The organism is Paeniglutamicibacter terrestris (genome assembly GCF_012271785.1).
Classification (GTDB): domain Bacteria; phylum Actinomycetota; class Actinomycetes; order Actinomycetales; family Micrococcaceae; genus Paeniglutamicibacter; species Paeniglutamicibacter terrestris.
This window is the reverse complement of record NZ_JAAWVT010000010.1, coordinates 1-23,080: the sequence shown is the minus strand read 5'-3', so window position 1 is coordinate 23,080 and position 23,080 is coordinate 1. Positions and strand designations below refer to the sequence as shown.

Below are 23,080 nucleotides of genomic sequence, written 5' to 3'. Positions count from 1 at the left end.
CCGGTGCTCTGGGCACCGGGCAGGGGTTGGTCTGCTACTTGGTCAGTTCGGCCACGAGCGCGTTGACGTACGCTGTCATCGAGGCGGGGCCGCCGAACATCCAGATGCCGTCGTCAAGGCGGTGGACGTGCCCTGCCTTGACAAAGTCCAGTGAGCTCCAGATGGCATTTGTCGTCAGTTCGTCAACGAAGTTGCCGTCGTTCTTGTTGGCGATGTAGACGAAGTGCTCGGCGTCCAGGGCCGTCAGGCCCTCGACGTCGGTGGCGGCCAGCCCGTAGGCGGGGTCGCCCTTCAGCGACCAAGGGCTTACCAGCCCAAGCTCGGTGTTGATGTCAGCGAGCAGCGAGCCGGCAACGTACGGGCGGATGGACACCGCCCCGTCAGCAACCCAGCCGTCGGCAAATGCCACCCGGGTGCCGCTGAGCCCGGCGGCTTCCAGCGCGCTGCGCCCGGCGGTGATGGCTGCCTCGTAGCCGGAGACGACCTCCGCGGCTTTGGTCTGGGTGCCGGTGAGTGTGGCGACCGTGTTCAGGTTTTCGATGGCCTGACCGATCTGATTCGTTCCGTCGGCGGACTTCAGCACCACCACCGGAGCAAGCTTTTCCAGCTGTGCCACGGCGGCCTCGGGCAGGTCGGTGGTGGCCACGATGACGTCGGCATCCAGTGCGGCGACGGTGTCGATGCTCGGTTCTCCGCGAGTGCCGATATCCTTGACGCCCGCATACAGCGGAGCAGCCTTGACCCAGGCGTTGTAGCCCTTCACGTCGGCGGCCCCCACTGGCATGGTGCCCAGCGAGGCGATGTTCTCCAGCACGTTCCATTCGGTGCCGACCAGCCGGGTGGCGGGGGCCTCGAGGGTGATGGTTTTGCCGCGCGCATCGGTCACCGAGACGGCTCCGCCCGCCTCGGTCGGAGCGGTTTCTGCGGAGGCCGGAGCCTCGGTGGTACCGCAGCCGGTCAACGCCAGGGCGCCGGCGGCCACGAGGGCAAGGGTGAGCGAGTGAATCTTGTTCATGGTTCTCCTTCTAGATGGTTTCAAGGATGGGTTGTGAATTCCCGTGGCGCCGGCCTAGGGCACGTGTCTGCACCCGCCCGGTGAACGGATCCAGCCGGGTCTCGATCTCGATGCCATAGACCCGGGACAGCAGCTGCGCATCAAGCGCCTCATGGGCCGGGCCCACCGCCATGATGCGCCCGCCACTGAGCACCGCGATGTCATCGGCGATCCCAGCGGCTTCGTCCAGGTCGTGCAGCACCAGCCCAACCGCCACCCCGTGTTCGCGGGCCAGGTCGTGGACTAGGTCGAAGATCTCGACCTTGTAGCGCAGGTCCAGGTGGTTGGTCGGCTCGTCCAGCAGGAGGACGGAGGTGTCCTGCGCCAGAGCGCTGGCCATCCAGACGCGCTGCAGCTGTCCGCCGGAGAGCTCGTGCACCCCGCGGTCGGCAAGTGCTTCGACTCCCGTCATCGCCATGGCGCCCTCGACCATGGCCTGGCCCGACGGGTCCGCGGAGCGGAACCGTCCGCGATGCGGATGGCGGCCAAACTCGACCACCTCGCGCACGCTGAGGCCGTGCGGCACGGGACGACTTTGCGACAGCAGGGTGACCCGCCGCGCAAACTCGCTGCGCTTCATGGATAAGGCGTCCAGGGATTCCCCGCCGAGTTTCCCCAGCCGGAGTCCTCCCGCGTCAACCTCGTGCAAGCGCGCCATGGCGCGCAGCAGCGTCGATTTCCCGCTGCCGTTGGGGCCCACTAGGGCCACGATGCGGCCAGGGCGAAGCGTCAGGTGGGCACCATGGACCACCTGTCGAGTCCCATAGCCTAGGTCAAGGTCTTGGGCACTGAGCCCATATCCGGTTTTGCGATCATTCACGCATCATCATAAACTTAGCCTTACCTTATTTGTAAAATTTAGCGTAGTGAAACATGAGGTAATGATTCGTTTTGAGTTCCCTAGCTGCGCCAGCCCGGGTGTGAAGAGGCTCAAGGGCGCCCCCGAGGTCCACCCCGGCGGCCACTTTCCGGCCGGGTAGTGCGCAGAGACTTGCCACGGGAACGATTAGCACCGCGTCACGACGGAGGGTCGATCCGCACGCGGTATCCAGCTCAGCATCCACCGCGCTGCTGTTACCGGGAAACCGAACTTTCGTCATCGATGCGGTCGTCGCCGGGACCGCCTACCAACTGCGCGCCGAGGCCATTGGGCGCCGTCGCGCGCCACCGACGAACGTTGGCATCGAGCCATTGATCCGTGGCGCGTCAAGGAATTAGCTGGAAACTTCCAATCTCCTTGCCATGGACAATAGTGTGCGTGACACAGTATCGTGTGAAACATGATCTATGAAGAGGTCCTGTCCGGACACCAGCAAGAACTTCGCCGCGGAACCGTGGTGATGGCCGCGCTGGCAACCCTGGAAACCCCAGGCTACGGTTACGGTCTGCTAGCGGTGCTGGAGAAATCTGGGCTGAGCGTGGATGCCAACACGCTCTACCCACTGTTGCGTCGCTTGGAAAAACAGGGACTATTGGACGCCGAGTGGGACACCACCGAGTCCCGTCCACGCAAGATGTACAAGACCAGCCAGTCCGGCAGAAGCCTGCTTGACTCGCTCACTGCCGAGTGGAACTACTTGGCCACTTCCCTCAACGCACTGCGTTCCGAAGAACCAAATACACCCCTCAAGGAGTTGCCATGAGCAGCTTGTCCAGCCGATACGTCACGGCCGTGTCCCGTTCCGTGCCCGAATCCCAACGCGAAGATGTGGAGGCCGAGGTCGCTGCGGCCATCGCAGACTTGAGAGAGGCACGCCTCGATGCCGGGACCCCGCCGGAGGACGTCGAGCGCGCCGTGCTGCTGGAACTCGGTGATCCGATGCGTCTGGCGGCCGACTATTCAAACAAACCTCTTCACCTCATTGGCCCCGACTACTTCCCCACCTACATCCGCCTGCTTAAGATCCTTGCGGCCACAGTATTGCCGGTCGTTGCTTTCGCGGTGATGCTGGGTAAGTTACTCAGCGGTGGTGATGCCGGCGAAATCGCTTCCGGTGGAATCATCGCCGGACTGGGTGTGGCCATGCACATGTTCTTCTGGGTCACCCTCATCTTTGCGCTCATTGAGCGCAACCCCGGTTCCAAGGAGGCGAAACCGAAGTGGGACCCGACGACGCTTCCTGACACCCCGCCGGGAGGAGTCCGTCTGGGCGACACCATCGCGGCGATACTCGTGGCACTCGTCGCGGTAGCCTACCTGCCATGGCAACACTTCAACTCGCCCTTTACTGATGCGCAGGGCCAATCGATGCCGACTCTCAACACCGAACTTTGGCCATTCTGGATTCCCCTGCTGATGCTAGGTCTGTTGGCCACCGCCGTGCTGGAGTTCATCCGCTATCGTGCCGGCGGCTGGTCGTGGCGCTTCGTGGCCATCAACGCCATCCTGGAACTGTTGGTTGCCGTACCTGTGGTTTGGCTAGCCGCCACCGATTCCTTGTTTGAGCCACGTTTTATCGGCCGCTTGGTCACCGAGGGGTGGTTAGATGCGTCTCTACACCTGAATGTAACGATCATCATCATCACGATCGGCGTCGTGATCTGGAACCTGATCGATCCACTGCGCAAGGTCCGCAGAGACACAGCCATGCGCGCAAAGCGCGTCGGCAGCTTGGGCTAACGGGGTGCACCTATTGACTAGCCCACGAGGTTGCGTTGCAAACTCTATTATCTGGCAGGATCCCGCACTCGTTTCCGTATGGCTTCCACGTGTTAACTCTCATGCGTGATTGACCACGGGCTGGATTCCGGCCAGACACAATCTGGTCAACTCGATGATCCTGTGTGCCGCTAGATCGCGGCCTCCGATCGATCACCGCCTCGCAACGACCGAGCAAAGGCTCGGATATTTGTCGGCCCGACTGCAGGTCATGGAGATCATCATGAACGCACGCTCGCGGCACAGTGGCTGATGTCGTTGGTAGGGCGGGACGATCGCAAGTAGGGCAAATAAGAATAGAGCAATGGCGGAAGGCAATTGCCCATAACGCACCCCTATCTAACTGCTGGCGCCCCAGTCCATGGGACACGCACGACTTGAAAGTCCCCACGGCTGGTACCGCATCAATTGTTTGATCTTCACGATCAACATTTATTGCGGCCGTTCGGCAGCCGCTACCCCGGTGCCTTGACGCACGCATTGCTCTTGGCAATGGTGATTCTTTGGGAAGATCTGGTTGCCTCAAATGCCGCCAACTTTCCGCAGCGTCTTTGCCTAACGCCCGCACACCGATAAGTGATCCCCATCAAAAAGGGAAAGTTGGGCAAACGCCCTCAAGCAGAGGCAGAAAGCTGATCATTTCGGTTTTCAGATATGGTTATTTTCCGTTCTTTCGCGAAGAACGCCAGATACCAATCCCGATGTTGGACACCGCGTCAAGGGCCCAGAGTGCGGTAACAACAATCGATGCCCACAACGGGAAACGGGGCTCGTCCCAGTCGGTGAGTGCCACCAGTGCGATGGCCACCAACGCCTGCAATACGCCCCAGATCAGTTGGCTTCGCGGACGCCACCGCAGCGGGTTAAAGAACTTTCGGAAGCGCGTCATGGCCTGAGTTTCGGCACGAGTTGAATTAGTGGCGGTTCCATTCCCGCGCGCTTCGGCGCCCATCGAGGTGGCGACCGTTGCACCTATTCCGCGCGGAGCGACCAGGCGTGCGGCCTGCGGTAGCTCGTCTTTCTCGGCATAGTCCGCCAGCGACCCGGGACGCCCAAAAATTTCTAGGACAGTACTCAATTTCTCGATTGACCCACTGCCGCTCAGAGCGTCATTCAGTTGGGTGATCGTCGATTCCGGGATGCCATATTGGGCAAGTTGGGAAATGGATTCAAGATCCGGTGCCAGCCATTCACGCGCGAGGAACGCAGCGACCTCGGCAGATTCGGTGCCCACAGGCGGGTCCAGCACGGGGTGGGCGGCAACTGACCAACCGTGGCCGAATCCTGGATAGCCATGCAGCTTCTTACTTTGGCCCTTAAACCAGAAGACCATCGAGAACCGCGGGCCCATCCGAGAGAGCATGATGGCCGGGAATAAAGACTTTGACAGCATGATTTCGGGCATGTAGCCCTCGTGGATAGCCACGTCAGCGTGTTCGGTACGGAAGTAGTGCCACGCTGTTTTGGTAACACCAGCAAAGCTCGCCACGTCAGATTCGCTGAAGGACCCCAACAGCACCGAACGCCCACCGGTGGGCTGCTCGAGTGCCTCGTCGTTGATGGGTTCGCCGCTTTCGGCATCCACGCCTTCGAAGTCGGCGTAGCGTGCGCCGGTACCACGCTTCAACGCAATGGCGAAGCCCTCGATCTGCTGCCCAAAGCTGATCTCGCCGGCCTCATCGGCCATGACGATGTACCCATCGGGGCTCACCGCAAGTGCCATCTCGATGACCGAGAGTTTTCCCCAAGAAACGGGAGCGGCCAGCAAGGACACGCTATGGCGCGCTTGCAGGTTTTGTCTCACGCGTCGGTGGGATTCTTCCCCACTGGGATCCTCAAAAATCAGTGCAAGGGAGGCGATCAGCCATTTTGGCTCTTCGCCTCCCTGCGTGCCTTGTGGGCTACTTACCAAGGAACTTCTCAAACCCCTTCGGCAAGTTCAGATCCGCGGGATCAAAGTCCTTGTTCCCGGCACCAAAGGCCGCTCCGGAGGGCGCCTTAGCCTTGTTGGCTTCCGCTGCGGCTAGCTGGGCTGCCTTGGCCGGATTGCCGAACTTTTGCTGCTTCTTCTTTGCATTTGACTTGGCAGCCTTTTTGGCTCCGCCGCGGCCACCGGGCATACCCGGGATGGCTCCGCCGGAGGCCAATTTCTTCATCATCTTCTGCGCCTCACCGAAGCGCTCAAGCATCGAGTTGACCTCGGAAACGTGAACGCCCGAGCCCTTGGCGATGCGGGCGCGGCGTGAGCCGTTGATGATCTTCGGAGCAACACGCTCGTGCGGGGTCATCGAGCGAACGATGGCCTCGATCCGATCCATCTGCGACTCGTCGAACTGCTCGAGCTGCTGACGGGAGATCTGTGATCCTGGCATCATGCCCAGGATCTTCTTCATCGAGCCCATCTTGCGGATCTGGGCCATCTGGGCCAGGAAGTCTTCTAAGGTGAAGTCTTCGCGGTCGGCGAACTTCTTCGCCATGCGCTCGGCTTCGCCCTTGTCCCAATTGGCTTCGGCCTGTTCGATCAGGGTGAGGATGTCACCCATGTCCAGGATTCGGGAGGCCATACGGTCCGGGTGGAAGATTTCGAAATCATCGAGGTTCTCACCGGTGGAGGCGTACATGACCGGCTTGCCGGTGACCGAGGCGACGGAAAGTGCCGCACCACCGCGAGCATCACCATCAAGCTTGGTGAGCACCACGCCGGTGACTCCGACGCCGTCATTGAAGGCTTGGGCGGTGTTAACCGCGTCCTGACCAATCATGGCGTCGATGACAAAGAGGACCTCGTCCGGGTTGACGGCGGCGCGAATGTTCGCAGCCTGCTCCATCATTTCGGTATCGATGCCCAAGCGTCCGGCGGTATCAACGATCACCACGTCGTGTAGCTTGGCCTTTGCCTCGGCAACACCATCACGGGCCACTGCTACCGGATCACCGGTGGCAGCCTCAAATTCGGAGGAGACACCGGGGTGCGGTGCGTAGACCGGCACGCCGGCACGTTCGCCGTTAACCTGCAGCTGCTTAACGGCGTTGGGACGCTGAAGGTCGCAGGCCACCAGCAGCGGGGTGTGACCCTGCGCTTTGAGGTGCTTGGCCAGCTTTCCGGCCAGCGTGGTCTTACCCGCACCCTGAAGGCCGGCGAGCATGATGACGGTGGGAGCAACCTTGGCGAGGTTCAGTCGACGGGTTTCCCCGCCAAGGATGCCAACAAGTTCCTCGTTGACGATCTTAACGATCTGCTGTCCCGGGTTAAGCGAGGCGGAGACCTCTTCGCCCAGGGCGCGTTCCTTGACCTGCGCCACGAACGCGCGCACCACCGAAACGGCGACGTCGGCGTCGAGCAGGGCACGGCGGATTTCGCGGACGGTGCCGTCGATATCGGCCTCGGAAAGCCGTCCCTTGCCGCGAAGATTCTTGAAGGTGGATGTCAGGCGGTCGGAGAGTGAATTGAACACGTGCCGTGCACTTCTTTCGTTGTGGGCGTTAGGCGCGGTCTAACCCGCTGGACTCAACATCCAAGATTACCAACAACACGCCCCAGTTTTCTCAACACGTGGCAGTCTTGGAGAGTGAACCTTGAAACAAGTGGCCATGCAGGCAACCATGTACGCACATTATTGATCCTCGGAGCCTCCGGCGATTTGACCGGAAGACTGCTTCTTCCGGGCCTCGCCAGGCTCATCGGATCGGGCCGAGCTCCCGGCATCAAGCTGGCCGGAGCCGGTGGTCCCGGCTATTCCCAAGAGCAGTGGCAGCTGCGGGTGAACACGATTTGTGCGGAAGCCAAGAAGAACGCCACGACTTCGGGAGCCCCCGAGCTGGGCCAGATCGCCGACGACACGCACTTTGCGGAACTCGATGTGACCAAGCCGGGAGAACTGGCCGACTTGGTGTCCCGGCTTGATGGCCCGGTAGCCATCTACTTTGCCTTGCCCCCGGCCGTGAGCCAGAAGGCGTGTGAGGTCTTGGAACCCGGGGAGCTGCCCGAGACCACCTTGCTGGTGATGGAGAAGCCGTTCGGCTCGGACCAACGCTCGGCACAGGAGTTGAACCGTACCCTCATCCGTTTGGTTCCCGAAGAAAACATTCACCGGGTTGATCACTTCCTGGGCAAGGGCACCGTCTTTAACATCTTGGGCCTTCGCTTTGCCAACCGCTTATTGGAACCACTATTCACAGCCGAACATGTAGAGAAGATCGAGATCTTCTACGACGAGGAATTGGCCCTCGAGGAGCGTGCCGGTTATTACGACAAGGCAGGCGCCCTGCGCGACATGATCCAGTCGCATCTGCTCCAGATCCTGGGTCTACTCACCATGAATGCCCCGGCAACACTGGGCGAGCGTGATGTCCGTGATCACCTCGGCTCGGTCCTCCGGGCGACCGCCTTGGCCGGCACCCCGGAAAATTCCACCCGTCGCGCCAGGTATACCGCTGGTACCTCGATGGGCCGAGCCGTTCCCGATTACGCCACCGAGAAGGGTGTGGATGCAACCCTGCAGACCGAGACCCTGGCCGAGGTAACACTGAACATCAACAACTCACGCTGGGCCGGTGTGCCCTTCATCCTGCGCGCTGGCAAGGCGTTAGGAAAGGCGCGAAAGGAAGCGATCATCACCTTCCGTCCGGTGTCGCACCTACCGACCGGGTTCAAGGGCTCAGACGCACCCACCACGCTGCGGATCGGTTTTGGACCCGACACTCTGGAATTGGATCTGGACGTGAATGGGCCCGGCGATTTGTACACCCTGGATGCTGTGACCATGGTCGCCGAGCTCAACTCCCCCGATCTACTGCCCTACGGTGAAGTCTTGCTCGGTGTGCTCTCCGGAGATCCGACGCTTTCGGTACGCGGGGATACGGCCGAGGAATGCTGGCGCATCGTGGATCCCATCCTGGCCGCCTGGGCCAAAAATGATGTTCCGCTAGATGAATACAGTGCCGGTTCCAATGGCCCCACTGCGTGGGAAACCAACGGAGCTAAGAAGAAGTAGCTCGCAGCGCGGTGTCACAACCAAACTTCGTGATCCGCTGCGACTTACTGCACGCCAGTGGTCACCGCGGCCGTGGTCAGCGACGATGGTTAGCACCTACAACGCTGGTTGAAACGCCTATTGAGGGTCACCATGGCCCGCGAGCAATGGCCAGCACGATGCTGGGCACCGGATTCCGGTACCCAGCATCGTCAACTAACCCTCCCCGGCAGCCAAGAGCTCCGGCCTAAGAGAGCGCTGCGGGCCTCGGTGGAGCAGCGCAGGAAACGTGATTAAGCACCAATCGGCTGACGCTCTTAGGGAAACTCCCACCGAGTGCGGTTGGCCACTCGGAAATCACTACACGAAGCAAATACCGCTAATCTGTGGGGTTTGGTGGACCGTGCCCACAAGAATTCTGCTGCCCACGCCTCGCCGCCATGTGGCGCGTCCACATGTGCGCCAAGGGCACGGAGGCAATACGGTAGGTTAAGGACACTTTTCAGTTGGCATCCCCGACGCTATCGAAGTCCCTATTTCATCACGCCCTTTACGGGCGCGACAGCCCCGACACAAAGGCTAGATTTTGAACGGCAACGCAACGTTTCGGCACCATAACTCGGCTCTTCTTGCCGTCACCAGCGTGCAAGCTCCGGTGGTCATGACCTCCAAGGCCTTTGACGAACGCCTGGCCCCTAGCCTGAAACGGCTGCGCCTCTCAAAACGATTGCTCGAACGTGTTGCGGGCGTAATGGAACGCCGGTGGTGGGCCGAGGGGACCACCTTTGATGATGCTGCAGTTGAGGCCGGTGGCAAAGCGATGGCCGAAGCCGGCATCGATCCGAGCCAAATTGGTCTGCTGATCAATACCTCCGTCACCCGCAAAAACCTCGAACCGTCCGTGGCTTCCAGGGTCCACCATGAACTCGGTTTGCCCTCCTCCGCGATGAACTTCGACGTGGCCAACGCCTGCCTCGGCTTTGTGAATGGCATGAATCTGGCCGCCAACATGATCGACTCCGGACAGATCAAATACGCCCTCGTGGTCGCCGGCGAAGATGCCCAGCCGACCCAGGAAACCACGTTTGCTCGACTCAACGCCGAAACCTCCACCCGGGAGGACTACCTCCGCGAGTTCGCCACCCTCACCCTGGGTTCGGGAGCCGCTGCCGCGGTGATCGGCCCGGCCGATGCTCACCCCGGCGCACACCGTATCCTTGGCGGCGTGTCCCGCGCGGGTACCGAGCACCACGAACTCTGTGTTGGTGGCCCCTCGGGCATGTACACCGACACCAAGGGCCTACTGGATAACGGTCTGGAACTGGTGGTGAACGCCTGGGACGAGGCCCACGAATCGGGGTGGGACTGGAAGTCGATGGATCGCTACGTGACCCACCAGGTATCAAATTCCTACACCAATGCCATCATCAAGGCCGTGGGCCTGGTCCGCGACCGAGTGCCGATCACGTTCCCCAAGTGGGGCAATGTCGGACCCGCGTCCCTACCCATGACACTGTCGCAAGAAGCCAAGACCCTGAAGCCCGGCGATCGGGTGCTCTGCATGGGTGTCGGCTCCGGGCTGAACACCGCCATGTTGGAGCTGGCCTGGTGACTGAGATTTTTCCCGGCGTGTTGCGCTCTTCCTCGCGCACGCTCATGGTTCCGTCGACCACCGCCGTGGACGCACCCGGAACCATCCACCAGTGGCACCTCTTGGACAATGCAGACGAGCTTGCCGCAGCGGGGGTAAGTCCCATCGGCACCTTTCTCTGTGTGCATGGCAATCCCACCTGGTCCTACCTGTGGCGCAGCCTCCTGAACCACGTTCGCGAACACCAACTGCCCTGGCGCGTGGTGGCAGTTGACCAGCTGGACATGGGATTCTCCACCCGCACCGGAGTCTTCCGCCGCCTCGCAGATCGGGTTAATGACCTGTCCGATCTCACCAACGCCTTGGATCTGGCCGGACCGGTGACCACCGTGGGACACGACTGGGGAGGCCTTATTTCGCTGGGCTGGGCCCTGAAACACCCCGAGCTGCTGGCCAATGTGGTGCTCACCAATACCGCGGTGCACCCGGCGGGCTTCGAACTTCCCGCCGCACTGAAGCTGGCCTCACACCCCGCGGTTCACCCATGGGGCACCAAAACCACCGACGCCTTCCTGCGCACCACCCATTCCTTAGCCAATCCGGCCCTGGAACCACAGATTCGCCGCAGCTTCATGTCTCCCTACGTGTCATCGGCACGACGTACCGGCGTGGCAAACTTCGTGGCAGATATCCCCTTCACCAAAGATCACCCGAGCCGACCGGCGCTGAACGATATTTCCGAAGGTATCCGCCAGCTCACCGTCCCCGCCCTGCTGCTCTGGGGGCCTAAGGACCCGGTATTCTCCGACCGCTACCTCCGCGATCTGATCTTCCGGCTCCCCCACGCGTCGGTGCACCGTTTTGAGGGTGCCGGGCATCTGCTGCCTGAGGACCGCGACGTCGCCTCCCCAATTTTCGACTGGCTCAGCCATAGCACCCAGCAGCACGAGAGAAACCGTGCCAGCGCATTAACTAACTACCGCCCGATGCTGGCCGAACTGGATGAACGCACGACGGATCAAAGCCTCGCGGTACTAGACATCAACCCACCCATGTCTCTGTCCTGGTCCGAGTTGGGCACCAGGGTTAATTCTCTGGCTCGCGGTTTGTCCCAGATCGGCGTCGGCCCCGGCAAGCGTGTGAATCTCCTGGTCCCCCCGGGCATCGAACTCACCTCGCTGATCTATGCCTGTCTGCGTCTGGGCGCCGTCATCGTGGTCGCAGATGCGGGCCTGGGCACCAAGGGTCTGGGCCGTGCCATCCGTGGCGCCGGTCCCAGCTATCTGATCGGCATCGACCGGGCGCTGTCCGGGGCACGGTTGCTGAACTGGCCCGGGATTCGGATCAGCGTGAATGAGCTGCCGACGGCCAAGCGCAAACTGCTGGGCGTAAAGCACACCATCAACGAGCTGCTCACCGCCGGCGCGACAAGCGAAGCTGCGCAGCAGCAGATCCCGGCCGCTGATCCGGATGCCGATGCCGCGGTGCTCTTCACCTCCGGTTCCACCGGCCCGGCCAAGGGCGTGGTTTATACCCACCGCCAGCTCGCCGCCATGCGGGACACCCTGGCACAGACCTACAACCTGCGGGCCGGCTCCGCGCTGGTGGCTGGCTTTGCACCCTTTGCCCTGCTGGGTCCGGCCTTGGGTGCCACCTCGGTGACCCCGGACATGGATGTCACGGCCCCGCGCACGCTCACCGCGCAGGCCCTGGCCAATGCCGCGGCAGCCGTGGATGCCACCACCATCTTCGCTTCACCCGCCGCACTGGCCAATGTCTTGGCAACAGCAGATCAGCTCACCGCCGCACAGCAGACGTCTCTGGCCAAGGTAGAGCTGTTGCTTTCGGCCGGGGCTCCCATCCCGGAACCGCTGTTGGACAAGGTCCAGGCATTGGTACCAGCAGCCGCGGTACACACCCCCTACGGGATGACCGAGGCACTTCCCGTCACAGACATCGATCTGCCCGGCATCCGTGCCGCAGGTACTGGAAATGGTGTCTGTGTCGGGACCCCGGTCTCCGGTGCCCAGGTGGCCATCGCCGCGCTGAATGCCGATGGTTCTGCATCGACTGAACCACACAATAGCCCGAACGTGACCGGAGAAATCCTGGTGCGCGCACCGCATGTAAAGGATCGCTATGACAGGCTCTGGATCACCGAAAACATCAGCACCTCCATTCCCGGCTGGCACCGCACCGGGGATGTAGGTCACCTGGATGCGACCGGACGTCTCTGGGTGGAAGGCCGACTGGGCCATGTGTTGCTCACCCCCAACGGTCCCACCACACCTGTTGCGGCAGAACACGCCGCCGAATCGGTGAACGGTACCGGCCGGGCGGCGCTGGTGGGCGTTGGCCCCGCTGGCACTCAGGCCGCGGTATTGATCATGGAAACGGTGCCACCGGCCAAACGCTCCGCCCCCGCAACGCCCGAGTTGGCCCGGGCAGTTCGCGCGGCCGTCGCGGCCACCGGCACCAGCGTCTCGGCCGTTTTGGTGGTACCCGAGTTGCCCACTGACATCAGGCACAACTCCAAGATCGATCGGGCCGCGCTGGCCCGATGGGCCACGCAGACCTTGGCCGGCGGACGGATCCGCAACCCATGAGCGAAAATACCGGCGATAACAACGTAAAAAACGTCTTGGTCACCGGCGCCAGCGGGCTACTCGGTGGCGCCGTCGCGGCACTATTGCGCGCCCAGGGCCACCGGGTGCGCACCTTTCAGCGCCGCCCCTCCCCCGGCGCCACGGATGATGTGCTCGGTTCCCTGACCGATCCGGCCGCCGTCCGTCGTGCAGTAAGCGGCATGGACGCGGTCATCCACCTGGCGGCGAAGGTTTCCTTCACCGGCTCCTGGCACGACTTCGTGGCCACCAACATCACCGGAACCACCACCCTGCTTCAGGCGGCGCAGAACGCGGGCGTACGCGACTTCGTGTTCGTTTCCTCCCCTTCGGTGGCGCACTTTGGTACAGCGATCTCCGGGGCCGGAGCCGGGGTAGCAAATCCCGATCTGGCGCACGGGAATTATGCGCGTTCTAAGGCGGCGGCAGAGCTGGCCGCTCTGGCCGCTGACCGCGCCGATTTCCGGGTGACGGCCATTAGGCCACACGTGGTCTGGGGTCCCGGGGACACCCAGTTGGTGGAGCGCGTGATCCAGCGTGCCAAGGATTCCCGTCTTCCGTTGCTTGACGGCGGGGCAGCGCTGATTGATACCACCTACATCGACAATGCGGCATCGGCCATCGTGCGCGGACTTGAGCGGATGAATCAGGCCCACGGGCGAGCCCTGGTGGTCACCAATGGCGAACCACGGCCGGTGGGCGAGCTCATGGCGGGGATTTGTGTGGCTGGCGGCGCCAAGGCTCCAGCCTTCAGCGTCCCGGGCTGGTTGGCACGCGGTGCTGGGTCGGTCATCGAGCGCATCTGGGCGGCCGTCGGAGCCGCGCACCTGGTGAACGATGAACCGCCGATGACCAAGTTCCTGGCCGAACAGCTCTCCACCGCCCACTGGTTTGACCAGCGCGAAACCCGTGAGGTGCTCGACTGGGTTCCCGCGGTCAGCCTTGATGAGGGGCTCGAGCGACTTGCTGCCCACTACGGCGCAGCGTCCATGAAGAGCAACTCAAACTAACGAATTGTTCTTTGGACTCCGTTGGGGTCCAGTCGGCGCGGTGGTCACCGGTGCCTCTGGCTTTCCACGGCAGCAAAAGAATTGCTGTTGTGCGAACGGAGGCGCAGTCACAACATGCGCATCTGTTGACGACGCCGGAGGCCGCCGTTGCCGAGTTCACCGCCGCGGGAAAACTCTGGTCTCAGTAGTTCACCAACATCGCGGATCAAATGAGCACCGCCTCCCGTGGTTGATAGCAGGCATCCAGCAGCATCACCCGTCGATCGGCATCATCCAACGCCATTGAAGCGGTGCAAATGCCATAGCACCCATGTCGTGGCAAGTCAGGATGGCCAGACATGAGCGTTCCAGTGCACCCGTTGACGGATCATCAAGACTTGTCACAAAGGCATTGTCCCCGATTTTCTTCACCGAGTCCCCGCAGAGGTACCCAGTCGCACGGTTGAGTGAAGCCTGAAATCCTCAAATTTTCTGCCCCCACATGGATCGAGCGCAGGCCTTGCCCACTACAACCGCAGCTCCCGATCCAGAGACGTCTTCATGGGTCAACGGCGCGCCTGAAGCCATGAATCTCTCATACCAGAGGACTAGACCCAGATAGACTTGAGGACTACTTCCATCAACTTCTAGCGAAACGAAGGCACAATCTTTGAGCCCCAAGAGCTGGTCCCCCGTTCCAGTAATTCCACCGCTAAAAAAACGCCTCAAGAAAGTGTTGGCTCCCGTAGCACTGCGAGCCTTGCCAACATTGTCACGAATCGCGGGTACTACTAGCACGAACACAAAACCTTCTGCAGCGGCAACTCCCCCCGCGCATAAAGGTTTTGTCCGTGGCTACCGCGCCCTTGAACAGGAATTTCCTGAAGCGGATTCGCCTGGCAATGGCAAAGAGTCAACGCCACCAACCAAGGTCGCGGTGCAGTTGAAGGTTGACGCTGCCCGGAAGGCGAAATCCAGTGCGCTGAACCTCGATCAGATCGCTCGCGGTTCATCCTTAGTCGAGCCCGTCCTGGTTGGAGTTCGCCACCTTGTCAGCAACGGCGAACGAAACAAGGCCGTGGCTGTCGGACATTCTCTCCGAAAGAATCCCGCTACCCACGATATGAGTGCAGCCGTTCTCGGCGTCGGGCTGCTCGCCAGCTCGGGCCCCATCAACGCCTGGGCCGTCTTCTCCGAAATCGCCAATACGTCTCTCTCGGAACCAGTAGCTGACGAACTGTATGCCGCTGCATTTGGTGCGCTGGGTGCGCGGGCAGCGCCTCTTCTTGACGCTGATATTGAATCTGGCCGCATTCAACGGTGGGGCGCCGCGGCTCTGCTGCATGTGGCCCAAAAGGCGCTCGCACGAGGCCTGACCGATCAAGCGAGAATCCTGATCGGTGTGGCACAACAAGTCCCTGAGGAAGCCTCGAGCAAACCAATCAGCAGAGAACTGGCACGTCTGGCTACTTGGCTTCCCGAAGGCACTCAGCGGGCAGAAATCCCGCACTCGAAAGAAGCAATCAATTACGGCATCGTTGGTTACCAGCAACCGGATATTACCTCGCGCAATATCGGTGACTACATCCAAACTGTGGCATCAATGGGACATATTGTCCGCCAGAGCAATTTCAGCTTTACCGGCGATCCGGAGATCGTCCGATTTGCTGAAGAATTGCGGGCATCAACCAAGCCTGAGCGCGTCGTAGATGGTCCGACTGCCACGCTAAACCTTCTTGAACTCAACCGTGATGGCAATCCCTATCAGGCCCTTCCTGAGAAAACTTGGGCGTTGACATTTGGTTGGTTGATGCACGACACGTTCCAACAGGGCTTCGGCATCCCGTTCCACAAGAACCTTCGGCCAATCCTGCTTTCCGTCTACGTGCGCTTCCCAGCGATGTTAACTCCCGACGCCATCGACTACCTGCGCAAGTATGCGCCGGTAGGGTGCCGCGACTGGCAGACTGTTGCCCTGCTACGTGCTGTCGGCGTTCCCGCGTTCTTCTCGGGTTGCATGACCACCACCATTGATACGGTCTTCCGCCGCGAAGGTGAGGATACGAGGGACGCCACCATCTTTGTGGATTCTCCACAAACCGGTCCCGGTAAGTCACGAACACAGGTTCAAACCGGGATCCGATCACTCTCCTTTGTGGAGAACCTCAGGCTGGCCCGCGAGTGGGTATCTCATTACCACCTTGAGTACAGCACCGTGGTAACTTCACGTCTCCATTGTTTCCTCCCGTCACGTTCGGTTGGCTCATCGGTGACCTTCCTGCCAAAGAACCGCTCGGATAATCGTTTTGGTGGGTTGATCGATACGACCGACGAGGCCTTTGAGAAAATTCGCCAAGGCATTCTGGACAAGGCTTCGACGATGCTTCAAACCATCGCGACGGGTGCCAGTGAAAACGATGTCTATTCAAAGTGGGCTGAAATCTGTGCCCCGGCCATGGCCGAAGCTGACGAGTACCTGGCGTCCGCGAAGACCCGGGTCCTTGACCTCGCAGAAGTCGCCCGCATAGTTTCAACGTTTGCTACCACGACGTCGGCGGCCAATGATGCCGACGCCAACACCCTCAACGTCGTCATTGACGTGCGCCGCGGTGAATTGAAGCATGTACCCACCTTGGTGAGATCCATTGCGGCACACAATACGGGCACCGTTCAGATCTGGATTGCTTACCTCAACCCATCAGCAACCGAGCGCAAAGACTTACTGGATCAGGATCTTCCTCTGCCCATCAATTGGATAAGTCCCGTTGCATCGTCTTTCGAATCGCTCGGAAGTGGCTTCAAATACGCTACGAAGCACGAACTGATGCTGGCCCTGGTCTCGGAAGCGCTTCCGAAGGCACAGCAGGCCGTATTTGTTCCCGCCGCAGCTCTGCTTCGGTCCGATATTTCTGCTCTGGCGCAACAACGCCCAGCTACGAACAATTTGGTAACTGCCAGTCATGACAGGAATCATGGACGCCAAAGTGGACTAGCACTCATCCGACGAGTCTCAAGTCGCCAGGGCGAAGACAACCGCAAGGCCCTTGAACTCGTATTTGCAACGCACCGGGAGCACAGCAGCGACTTTGTGGCATTCGACCCCAACGTCATGGTGATGAATCTTGACTTGGCCCAACGCGAGAACCTGAGCGGTCGCCTGATTCCGCTCATTCTCGATTACGGAATGAGCTACCGTGAAGCCATCAATGTAGCCGTAGGATCCAACCGTACGGAACTCGACATTGCTTGGAATCACGCGCCAGGTTATGAGGTCCAGGAAGATCCGGCCCTCGTGAATTGGCGTGATACGAGCAAACCGTGGAACGCTTTGGCAACGCCATTTGCCGATGAATGGAAAGCTTCCTAACCACCCCGTTCGCCCCGGCGATTCTGAAAAGAACGTCAAGGACAAGGGAACCGCTACATAGAGATGCTCCCAATCGGTCCGAGTAATAGGTATGAAACCTGTTATCGGCCGATTGGGAGCATTTTTTAAGTTGATGACGAACCGGAAGCAAACCTGGCTTTGGGCCATCCTGCCGGAGGCGAGCGTCGATTCGTGAGCGCGAACAAGCTCACCCGGCAGGCGTTTATGCGTTCTTCGCCCTCGCCGGGCACTGAGGGCTCGTGTGCGGCCCTAGCGCCACGGAGGAAAGGCTCTGATCCTCCCTTGCCAATATCGGAGCGCAGGTTGATCGACGAGGCTTTGCTATCCATCATGCCGCCCATCCCGGCGTGCTGTTCCGACTTGAGATCAGTACCTCCGGTGATGGCCCCCGGCGCGAACGCGCGACCTCAGTTCCAAAACGAAGAAGCGGGTTGGTTCATTCGTGAGAAATGAACCAACCCGCTACACCGATGTTTTGTTCTAGACAGCTGCCATGCCGCGCTCTCCGGTACGAACCCGGATGACTTCCTCCACGTGGGTGACCCAGATTTTTCCGTCACCCGCGCTTCCCGTATTGGCCGTGGAGATCAAAACGTCAAGGATGTCGTCGCAGGAGCTTTCTTCCACCAGGATCTCAAGGCGAACCTTGGGGAGCAGATCAACGGTGTACTCGGCTCCGCGGTAGACCTGTGTGTGTCCACGCTGTCGGCCGTACCCGCTAGCTTGACTGATAGTCATTCCCTGGACCCCGTAGGTCTCGAGAGCGTCCCTGATCAAGTCGGTCTTTTCCGGCCTGATGATAGCCGTGACTAGTTTCATGCGTTGACCTCTTCCTTGACTCGATCGCTATCCGATGTGTTCTTTGTGGGCTTCAGGTGTGAAGAGGTTGCCGGGTGCGGAACGAAAGTCCCGCCGGTGCCCAAGCCGCCAAACTCGTAACCGGTTTCGGCGTGCTGCATGACGTCGATGCCGGTGATTTCCTCTTCGGTGCTGATGCGGAAGCCCATGGTCTTGTGGATACCTAGGGCAATAATGGTGGTCATGATGGCGGTGTAAGCCATGACAACTACACAGGCAACAATCTGAGCCCAGAGCTGGCCAACGCCGCCTCCGTAGAAGAGTCCGCCACCCTCGCCGTCAACGGGGAGAGCGATGAAGCCCAGTGCCAGGGTACCGATGATGCCCGAGACCAGGTGTACACCGACCACGTCGAGGGAATCGTCATAACCCCAGCGGTACTTCAGGCCCACGGCCAGTGCCGAGGCGACACCGGCGACAACGCCGAGGCAGATGGCTGCGACGGGGCTGATGTTGGCGCAAGCCGGGGTGATGGCAACGAGTCCGGCAACAATGCCCGAGGCTGCGCCCAGGGAGGTGCTGTGGCCGTCGCGGATGCGTTCTACCAAGATCCAGCCGAGCAATGCGGCGGCCGGAGCGGCGAGAGTGTTGACCCAAATCAAGCCGGCTTCTTCGGCGGTGCTTGCTGCGCCTCCGTTGAATCCAAACCAGCCGAACCAGAGCAGTGCTGCGCCTAGCATGACGAAGGGAATGTTGTGGGGGCGCTGGCTTGGATCCTTGGCGAAGCCCTTACGCTTGCCAAGAATCAGGGCGAGGATGAGCCCGGCTACACCGGCGTTGATGTGAACTACCGTGCCGCCGGCAAAGTCGATGGCTTCCCCAACCACCGAGCCGATGGCGCCTTCTTCACCCAGAATGCCGCCACCCCAGACCCAGAAGGCGATAGGAGCGTAGACGAGAGTCACCCAGATGGGCACAAAAACCATCCAGGCGCTGAACTTCGCACGATCTGCAATGGCCCCTGAGATCAGCGCGACGGTGATGATGGCGAAGGTAGCCCCGTAGCCTGCAGCAATGAAACCATCGGTTCCGAGCATATTAGCCATGCCGAAGCCGTCGAACGGATTGCCGGTCAGTCCGCCGAGGTTCGCGCCGGCACCCGACATTGAATTGCCCCAAAGCACCCAGACGACGGTGACCAATGCGATGGCCGAGAAGCTCATCATCATCATGTTCAATACGCTCTTGGCTCGAGTCATGCCACCGTAGAAGAATGCGAGCGCCGGTGTCATCAGCAGGACCAGTGCGGCACACACCATCATCCACACTTGAGTCGTTGTTAGCTCCATGTCTAACGCCTCCCTGAATCATTTGCGAGTGTTTCTCGTCTGATTCAAGAATTCCGTGACGGTGTTACGCCCGTGGCGATCCTTGATTTCGTCGCGGTTACCGAATCTTCACTCAGGTAAAAGGCGCGTGTCTGCAACATTGCCGCTTTGTTTCCGAGACTGTTTGAAGTCCAAAAAGTCGGCCACGGATACCCGTGGCCGACTCGATGCCATAGCCGCTGGTTTAACCCGTCGGACTAGAAGCTCGGAACCGCCTCGTAGATCTTCTTTTCCAGCGCGGGTGTTAGCGTGCTGGCGAAGGTCGCGGTGATGTGCGAAGCATCAAAGTACGGAACCACCGAACCGATAACCGCGGGACAACTGTTCGTATCGCAAAAGAACTCCGTCATGTCGATGGTCTTCACATAGGGAAGATTCTCGTCTTGAGCAGCAGTCGTTAGGGGGTCCAAGGATTTCCACGACGTCGGATTTCCCGAACAATCCTTGAGAGGATCCGTACTACCCGCCAGGCAATCAGGTACGTTTTTTAGCGTGTTTCCGGGGAATGGGGTATCCCGAATGACCACGATCGGAGTCTCTGCCGACTTCCATGCGGTGAGGTAGCTGGCATAACCAGCAACTGCCGCACGTTCGGTGTTCTCAATATTGAATCCCTTGACGGCCTTGCTTTGCCGGTTGGAGGTGATGATCAGGTCATACTTCCCGTCGGCCGTCTGTTCTTGCACCCAACGGCCATAGTCAAGACAGCCCTCGGTCTTGATGTCACTGTCGTAATCTGCCGGCGCACTGGTGGGAGCACAGTTCGACGCGAGATAGGTCGTGATGGTCCACCCTCGCTCGTCGGCAATTTTTGCCAGGGCAGGCAACCACTGTCCAGCGTGTGAGTTGCCGGTGAGTGCAACCTTCGTATCGCCTGTTCCATAGGTGCAGGTTGGGCGCCCCTTAAAGTCATCACCCGACCAACACTTATCCGCGTAAGCCTGAGACTTGTCGTTCTTGGCTGCAGCAGGCGTGGGAACCATCGGTGTGGATCCGGTATTGGTGCAGGAATTCTCCATCGCCGGACCACCGAAACAATCGATGCCAACTTGCTTCTGAACCCTCTGAACTTCCTGCGCCAATTTGTCGCCCGTCTCTTCGCCTTTACTACCAACGTTGATCAGAGTAGCGCCGAGCAAGCCAAGAATGAGGGTCCCCACGATCAGGAAGCGTCCACCGGTCAGCACCTTGCTGGTGTCTAGGTGAAGACGGAAACGATCTTCCACGTACCGCTTGGTGAGCATCGCCAGCAGGATCGTAACCAGCACAACTCCAGCCTTGTCCAGGATGCCTAATTCGCCACTGACAAACGGCAGGAAGACCAGCAACGGCCAGTGCCACAGGTAGATCGAATAGGAGTGATCACCCAGGAACCGAGCCACCGGATGACTCAGCAACCCTGTGGGTGAAACGCCGCGCGATGCGTTAGCCCAGATAACCAGCGCGGTACCCACTACGGGCAGAGCGGCAGCATAACCAGGGAACACCGTTGCCCCGGTGAAGGTGAAACCGGCATAAAGAACCGCGAGCAGACCGATCCAAGCAAGGATGGCATCCAATTTCCAGCGTCGGACCAACGGTGACAGGGCCGGGAGCGTCGCAACCAGTCCCCCAATGGCCAGTTCCCAGGCACGGGTGAAGGTGGAGAAGTACGCAATTCCGGGTTCGCTGTTTGTCAGGGATACCGAGTACACCAGCGAAACCACAACGATCAGCCCGATGCCGGCGGTTACCACCACCATTCGCTTCTTACGCAGCACAACGGCCAGCGCTACCAATGCGGCAATGATGATGGGCCAGAAGAGGTAAAACTGTTCTTCGACGGAAAGCGACCAGAAGTGTTGGACCGCCGAGGTCGCATTATCTGCAGCGAGGTAATCCACGCTGGTGGAAGCGAGCCTCCAGTTTTGGACGTAGAACGTCGCGGCAACAATCTGGGTTGCCCACTCCTTCCACACCGTGGCGGGCGCCAGCAGCGGTATGGCCGCGAGCGATGCTGCCAAGACCAGGAACGACGCAGGCAAGAGGCGCTTGATGCGTCGAATCCAGAAGGTCATCACATCGGCGAACGACGTGGGTGGACGCTTCAGCAAATGGGAGGTGATCAAGAATCCCGAAATAACGAAGAAGACGTCCACGCCGATGAAACCACCGGTGAGCCGCTGGGGCCACAGGTGGTAGATGACCACGAGGGAAACGGCGATGGCGCGCAGCCCTTGGATGTCCCCACGAAAATTCTTGGCCTTCGTGCCGGCATCGGATTTTCGTGGCACTAAGCCTTGCTTAAAACGACTTGGTGCCGCGAAATGTCTGCCAACCGAGGGAGCAGCCGTGTTGGTATCTTGGATCATAAATCCTTAGTCCAGTAATGCGTCGACAAAGGCCGCGGCATCGAAGGGTGCCAAGTCGTCCGGACCCTCACCCAGACCAATGAGTTTCACAGGGACACCGAGCTGACGTTGGATGGCGACAACAATGCCGCCCTTGGCGGTGCCGTCCAACTTGGTCAGGACGATACCGGTGACCTTAACAACCTCCGAGAAGACCTTGGCCTGATTCAGGCCGTTCTGCCCGGTGGTGGCATCAAGGACCAACAAGACCTCATCAACACTTGCCTTCTTTTCGATGACTCGCTTGATCTTGCCAAGCTCGTCCATCAAACCGACCTTGTTCTGCAGGCGACCGGCAGTGTCGATCATGACAATGTCGACTTCCTGATCGATGCCAGCGCTCACTGCTTCGAAAGCGACGGAGGCCGGATCGGCACCATCAACATCCGACTTGACCGTCGGCACTCCGACTCGGTCGCCCCAGGTAGCCAATTGCTCGGCGGCGGCGGCACGGAAGGTGTCAGCGGCCCCCAGAAGAACATCCTTGTCTTCGGCAACAAAAACACGTGCCAATTTACCAACGGTGGTGGTCTTGCCGACCCCGTTAACACCAACAACCATGATGACGTTGGGACGATCGGCATGGCGGACCGGGATGAAGTTGCGATCCATGGTCGGATCCACAAGCTTCAGAAGTTCTTCTCGCAGCATGTCGTGAACGCGCTGCGGGTCTCGACTGCCCTCAACCTTAACTCGTTCGCGCAAGGCATCAACGAGTTCTAGGGTCGGTTCGGTTCCAAGATCCGCGAGGAGCAACGTTTCTTCGATTTCGTCCCAGACGTCTTCGTCGATCTTGTCTTGGCTGAGCAACGCGAGCAGTCCCTTGCCCAAAACGTTGTTGGACTTCGCCAACCGGGCGCGCAGCCTGGCCAGTCGTCCTTGAACGGGCTCGGGAATGTCGGTGGGTACACGTACCGTACCGAGCGATTCCTCGGCGAGGGTTGCTTCCTCGGTGGAGGGTAGCTCCACTGGGACGGCGACCTCTGGGGCCTCGGCGACTGGTTCGTCTGTGGTGAGCGTGGGCGCTGGGTCGTTGGCGTCACGGGGACCGGTGAACGTTCCCTTGGGTGCCTTACGGCCCCGAACAAGGAAAAACGCAGCACCAATACCAATGACGGCAACCACTGCAACGAGGACAATGATCAAGTTAATTTGTTCTGACACCATCCAAGCTTCTCACAGACTGATATGTAAGAAGGTTTGTCAAGAGTCATAGATGAGCGGCT

The 23,080-nt window shown here is 60.2% G+C and carries 15 protein-coding genes; 7 read left to right on the top strand and 8 right to left on the bottom strand.

Translation table 11 applies throughout. The features are described from left to right. Positions 1-34: 34 nt before the first annotated feature. Together HED64_RS16540 and HED64_RS16535 are read right to left on the bottom strand one after the other, a co-directional pair. Complete coding sequence (locus HED64_RS16540; RefSeq protein ID WP_168153094.1) at positions 35-1,015, bottom strand: ABC transporter substrate-binding protein; 981 nt, start codon at positions 1,013-1,015, stop codon at positions 35-37. A gap of 10 nt (positions 1,016-1,025) precedes the next feature. Continuing rightward, positions 1,026-1,874, bottom strand: a complete 849-nt coding sequence (locus HED64_RS16535; RefSeq protein ID WP_168153093.1) for an ATP-binding cassette domain-containing protein — start codon at positions 1,872-1,874, stop codon at positions 1,026-1,028. 460 nt (positions 1,875-2,334) lie between these two features. Here HED64_RS16535 and HED64_RS16530 point away from each other — a divergent pair, with 460 nt between their 5' ends. Beyond that, the gene (locus tag HED64_RS16530; RefSeq protein ID WP_168153092.1) at positions 2,335-2,697 is read left to right on the top strand and encodes a PadR family transcriptional regulator; all 363 of its coding nucleotides are present in this window, start codon (positions 2,335-2,337) and stop codon (positions 2,695-2,697) included. Beyond that, the gene (locus HED64_RS16525; RefSeq protein WP_168153091.1) at positions 2,694-3,674 is read left to right on the top strand and encodes a hypothetical protein; all 981 of its coding nucleotides are present in this window, start codon (positions 2,694-2,696) and stop codon (positions 3,672-3,674) included. Before HED64_RS16530 ends, HED64_RS16525 begins: the two co-directional genes overlap by 4 nt. A 697-nt stretch (positions 3,675-4,371) precedes the next feature. Here HED64_RS16525 and HED64_RS16520 read toward each other — a convergent pair. Continuing rightward, the gene (locus HED64_RS16520) at positions 4,372-5,517 is read right to left on the bottom strand and encodes a hypothetical protein (RefSeq protein WP_168153090.1); all 1,146 of its coding nucleotides are present in this window, start codon (positions 5,515-5,517) and stop codon (positions 4,372-4,374) included. Positions 5,518-5,614: 97 nt separating this feature from the next. Then, complete coding sequence (gene ffh / locus HED64_RS16515; RefSeq protein WP_168153089.1) at positions 5,615-7,168, bottom strand: signal recognition particle protein; 1,554 nt, start codon at positions 7,166-7,168, stop codon at positions 5,615-5,617. Between the two features lie 114 nt (positions 7,169-7,282). Here ffh and HED64_RS16510 point away from each other — a divergent pair, with 114 nt between their 5' ends. From HED64_RS16510 to HED64_RS16490, 5 genes are all read left to right on the top strand, one after another. After that, complete coding sequence (locus tag HED64_RS16510) at positions 7,283-8,707, top strand: glucose-6-phosphate dehydrogenase (RefSeq protein ID WP_168153088.1); 1,425 nt, start codon at positions 7,283-7,285, stop codon at positions 8,705-8,707. A 565-nt stretch (positions 8,708-9,272) separates the two neighbouring features. Next, positions 9,273-10,298 (top strand): 3-oxoacyl-ACP synthase III, encoded by a 1,026-nt coding sequence (locus tag HED64_RS16505; protein ID WP_210149860.1) that lies wholly within the window; start codon positions 9,273-9,275, stop codon positions 10,296-10,298. Next, on the top strand, positions 10,292-12,883 hold the full coding sequence (locus HED64_RS16500) for an alpha/beta fold hydrolase (protein WP_168153168.1): 2,592 nt from the start codon (positions 10,292-10,294) through the stop codon (positions 12,881-12,883). Before HED64_RS16505 ends, HED64_RS16500 begins: the two co-directional genes overlap by 7 nt. Next, positions 12,880-13,911, top strand: coding sequence for an NAD-dependent epimerase/dehydratase family protein (locus tag HED64_RS16495; RefSeq protein ID WP_168153087.1), 1,032 nt, complete (start codon positions 12,880-12,882; stop codon positions 13,909-13,911). Before HED64_RS16500 ends, HED64_RS16495 begins: the two co-directional genes overlap by 4 nt. A gap of 649 nt (positions 13,912-14,560) precedes the next feature. Then, on the top strand, positions 14,561-17,257 hold the full coding sequence (locus HED64_RS16490; protein ID WP_168153086.1) for a glycosyltransferase family protein: 2,697 nt from the start codon (positions 14,561-14,563) through the stop codon (positions 17,255-17,257). A gap of 501 nt (positions 17,258-17,758) precedes the next feature. Here HED64_RS16490 and HED64_RS16485 read toward each other — a convergent pair. The 4 genes from HED64_RS16485 to ftsY form a co-directional block, all read right to left on the bottom strand. Further along, positions 17,759-18,097, bottom strand: coding sequence for a P-II family nitrogen regulator (locus tag HED64_RS16485; RefSeq protein WP_132357964.1), 339 nt, complete (start codon positions 18,095-18,097; stop codon positions 17,759-17,761). Then, entirely contained in the window at positions 18,094-19,425 is a 1,332-nt protein-coding gene (locus tag HED64_RS16480) for an ammonium transporter (protein ID WP_168153085.1), read from the bottom strand. The genes HED64_RS16485 and HED64_RS16480 overlap by 4 nt, the downstream gene beginning before the upstream one ends. Positions 19,426-19,661: 236 nt before the next feature. After that, positions 19,662-21,737, bottom strand: a complete 2,076-nt coding sequence (locus tag HED64_RS16475) for an acyltransferase family protein (protein WP_168153084.1) — start codon at positions 21,735-21,737, stop codon at positions 19,662-19,664. 84 nt (positions 21,738-21,821) lie between these two features. After that, on the bottom strand, positions 21,822-23,018 hold the full coding sequence (gene ftsY, locus HED64_RS16470) for a signal recognition particle-docking protein FtsY (protein WP_168153166.1): 1,197 nt from the start codon (positions 23,016-23,018) through the stop codon (positions 21,822-21,824). Positions 23,019-23,080: the final 62 nt, after the last annotated feature.

Coding starts and splice junctions, on each gene's coding strand:
- HED64_RS16540 (WP_168153094.1), bottom strand. CDS start 1,015: ATGAACAAGATTCACTCGCTCACCCTTGCCCTCGTGGCCGCCGGCGCC.
- HED64_RS16530 (WP_168153092.1), top strand. CDS start 2,335: ATGATCTATGAAGAGGTCCTGTCCGGACACCAGCAAGAACTTCGCCGC.
- HED64_RS16525 (WP_168153091.1), top strand. CDS start 2,694: ATGAGCAGCTTGTCCAGCCGATACGTCACGGCCGTGTCCCGTTCCGTG.
- HED64_RS16495 (WP_168153087.1), top strand. CDS start 12,880: ATGAGCGAAAATACCGGCGATAACAACGTAAAAAACGTCTTGGTCACC.
- HED64_RS16485 (WP_132357964.1), bottom strand. CDS start 18,097: ATGAAACTAGTCACGGCTATCATCAGGCCGGAAAAGACCGACTTGATC.
- HED64_RS16480 (WP_168153085.1), bottom strand. CDS start 19,425: ATGGAGCTAACAACGACTCAAGTGTGGATGATGGTGTGTGCCGCACTG.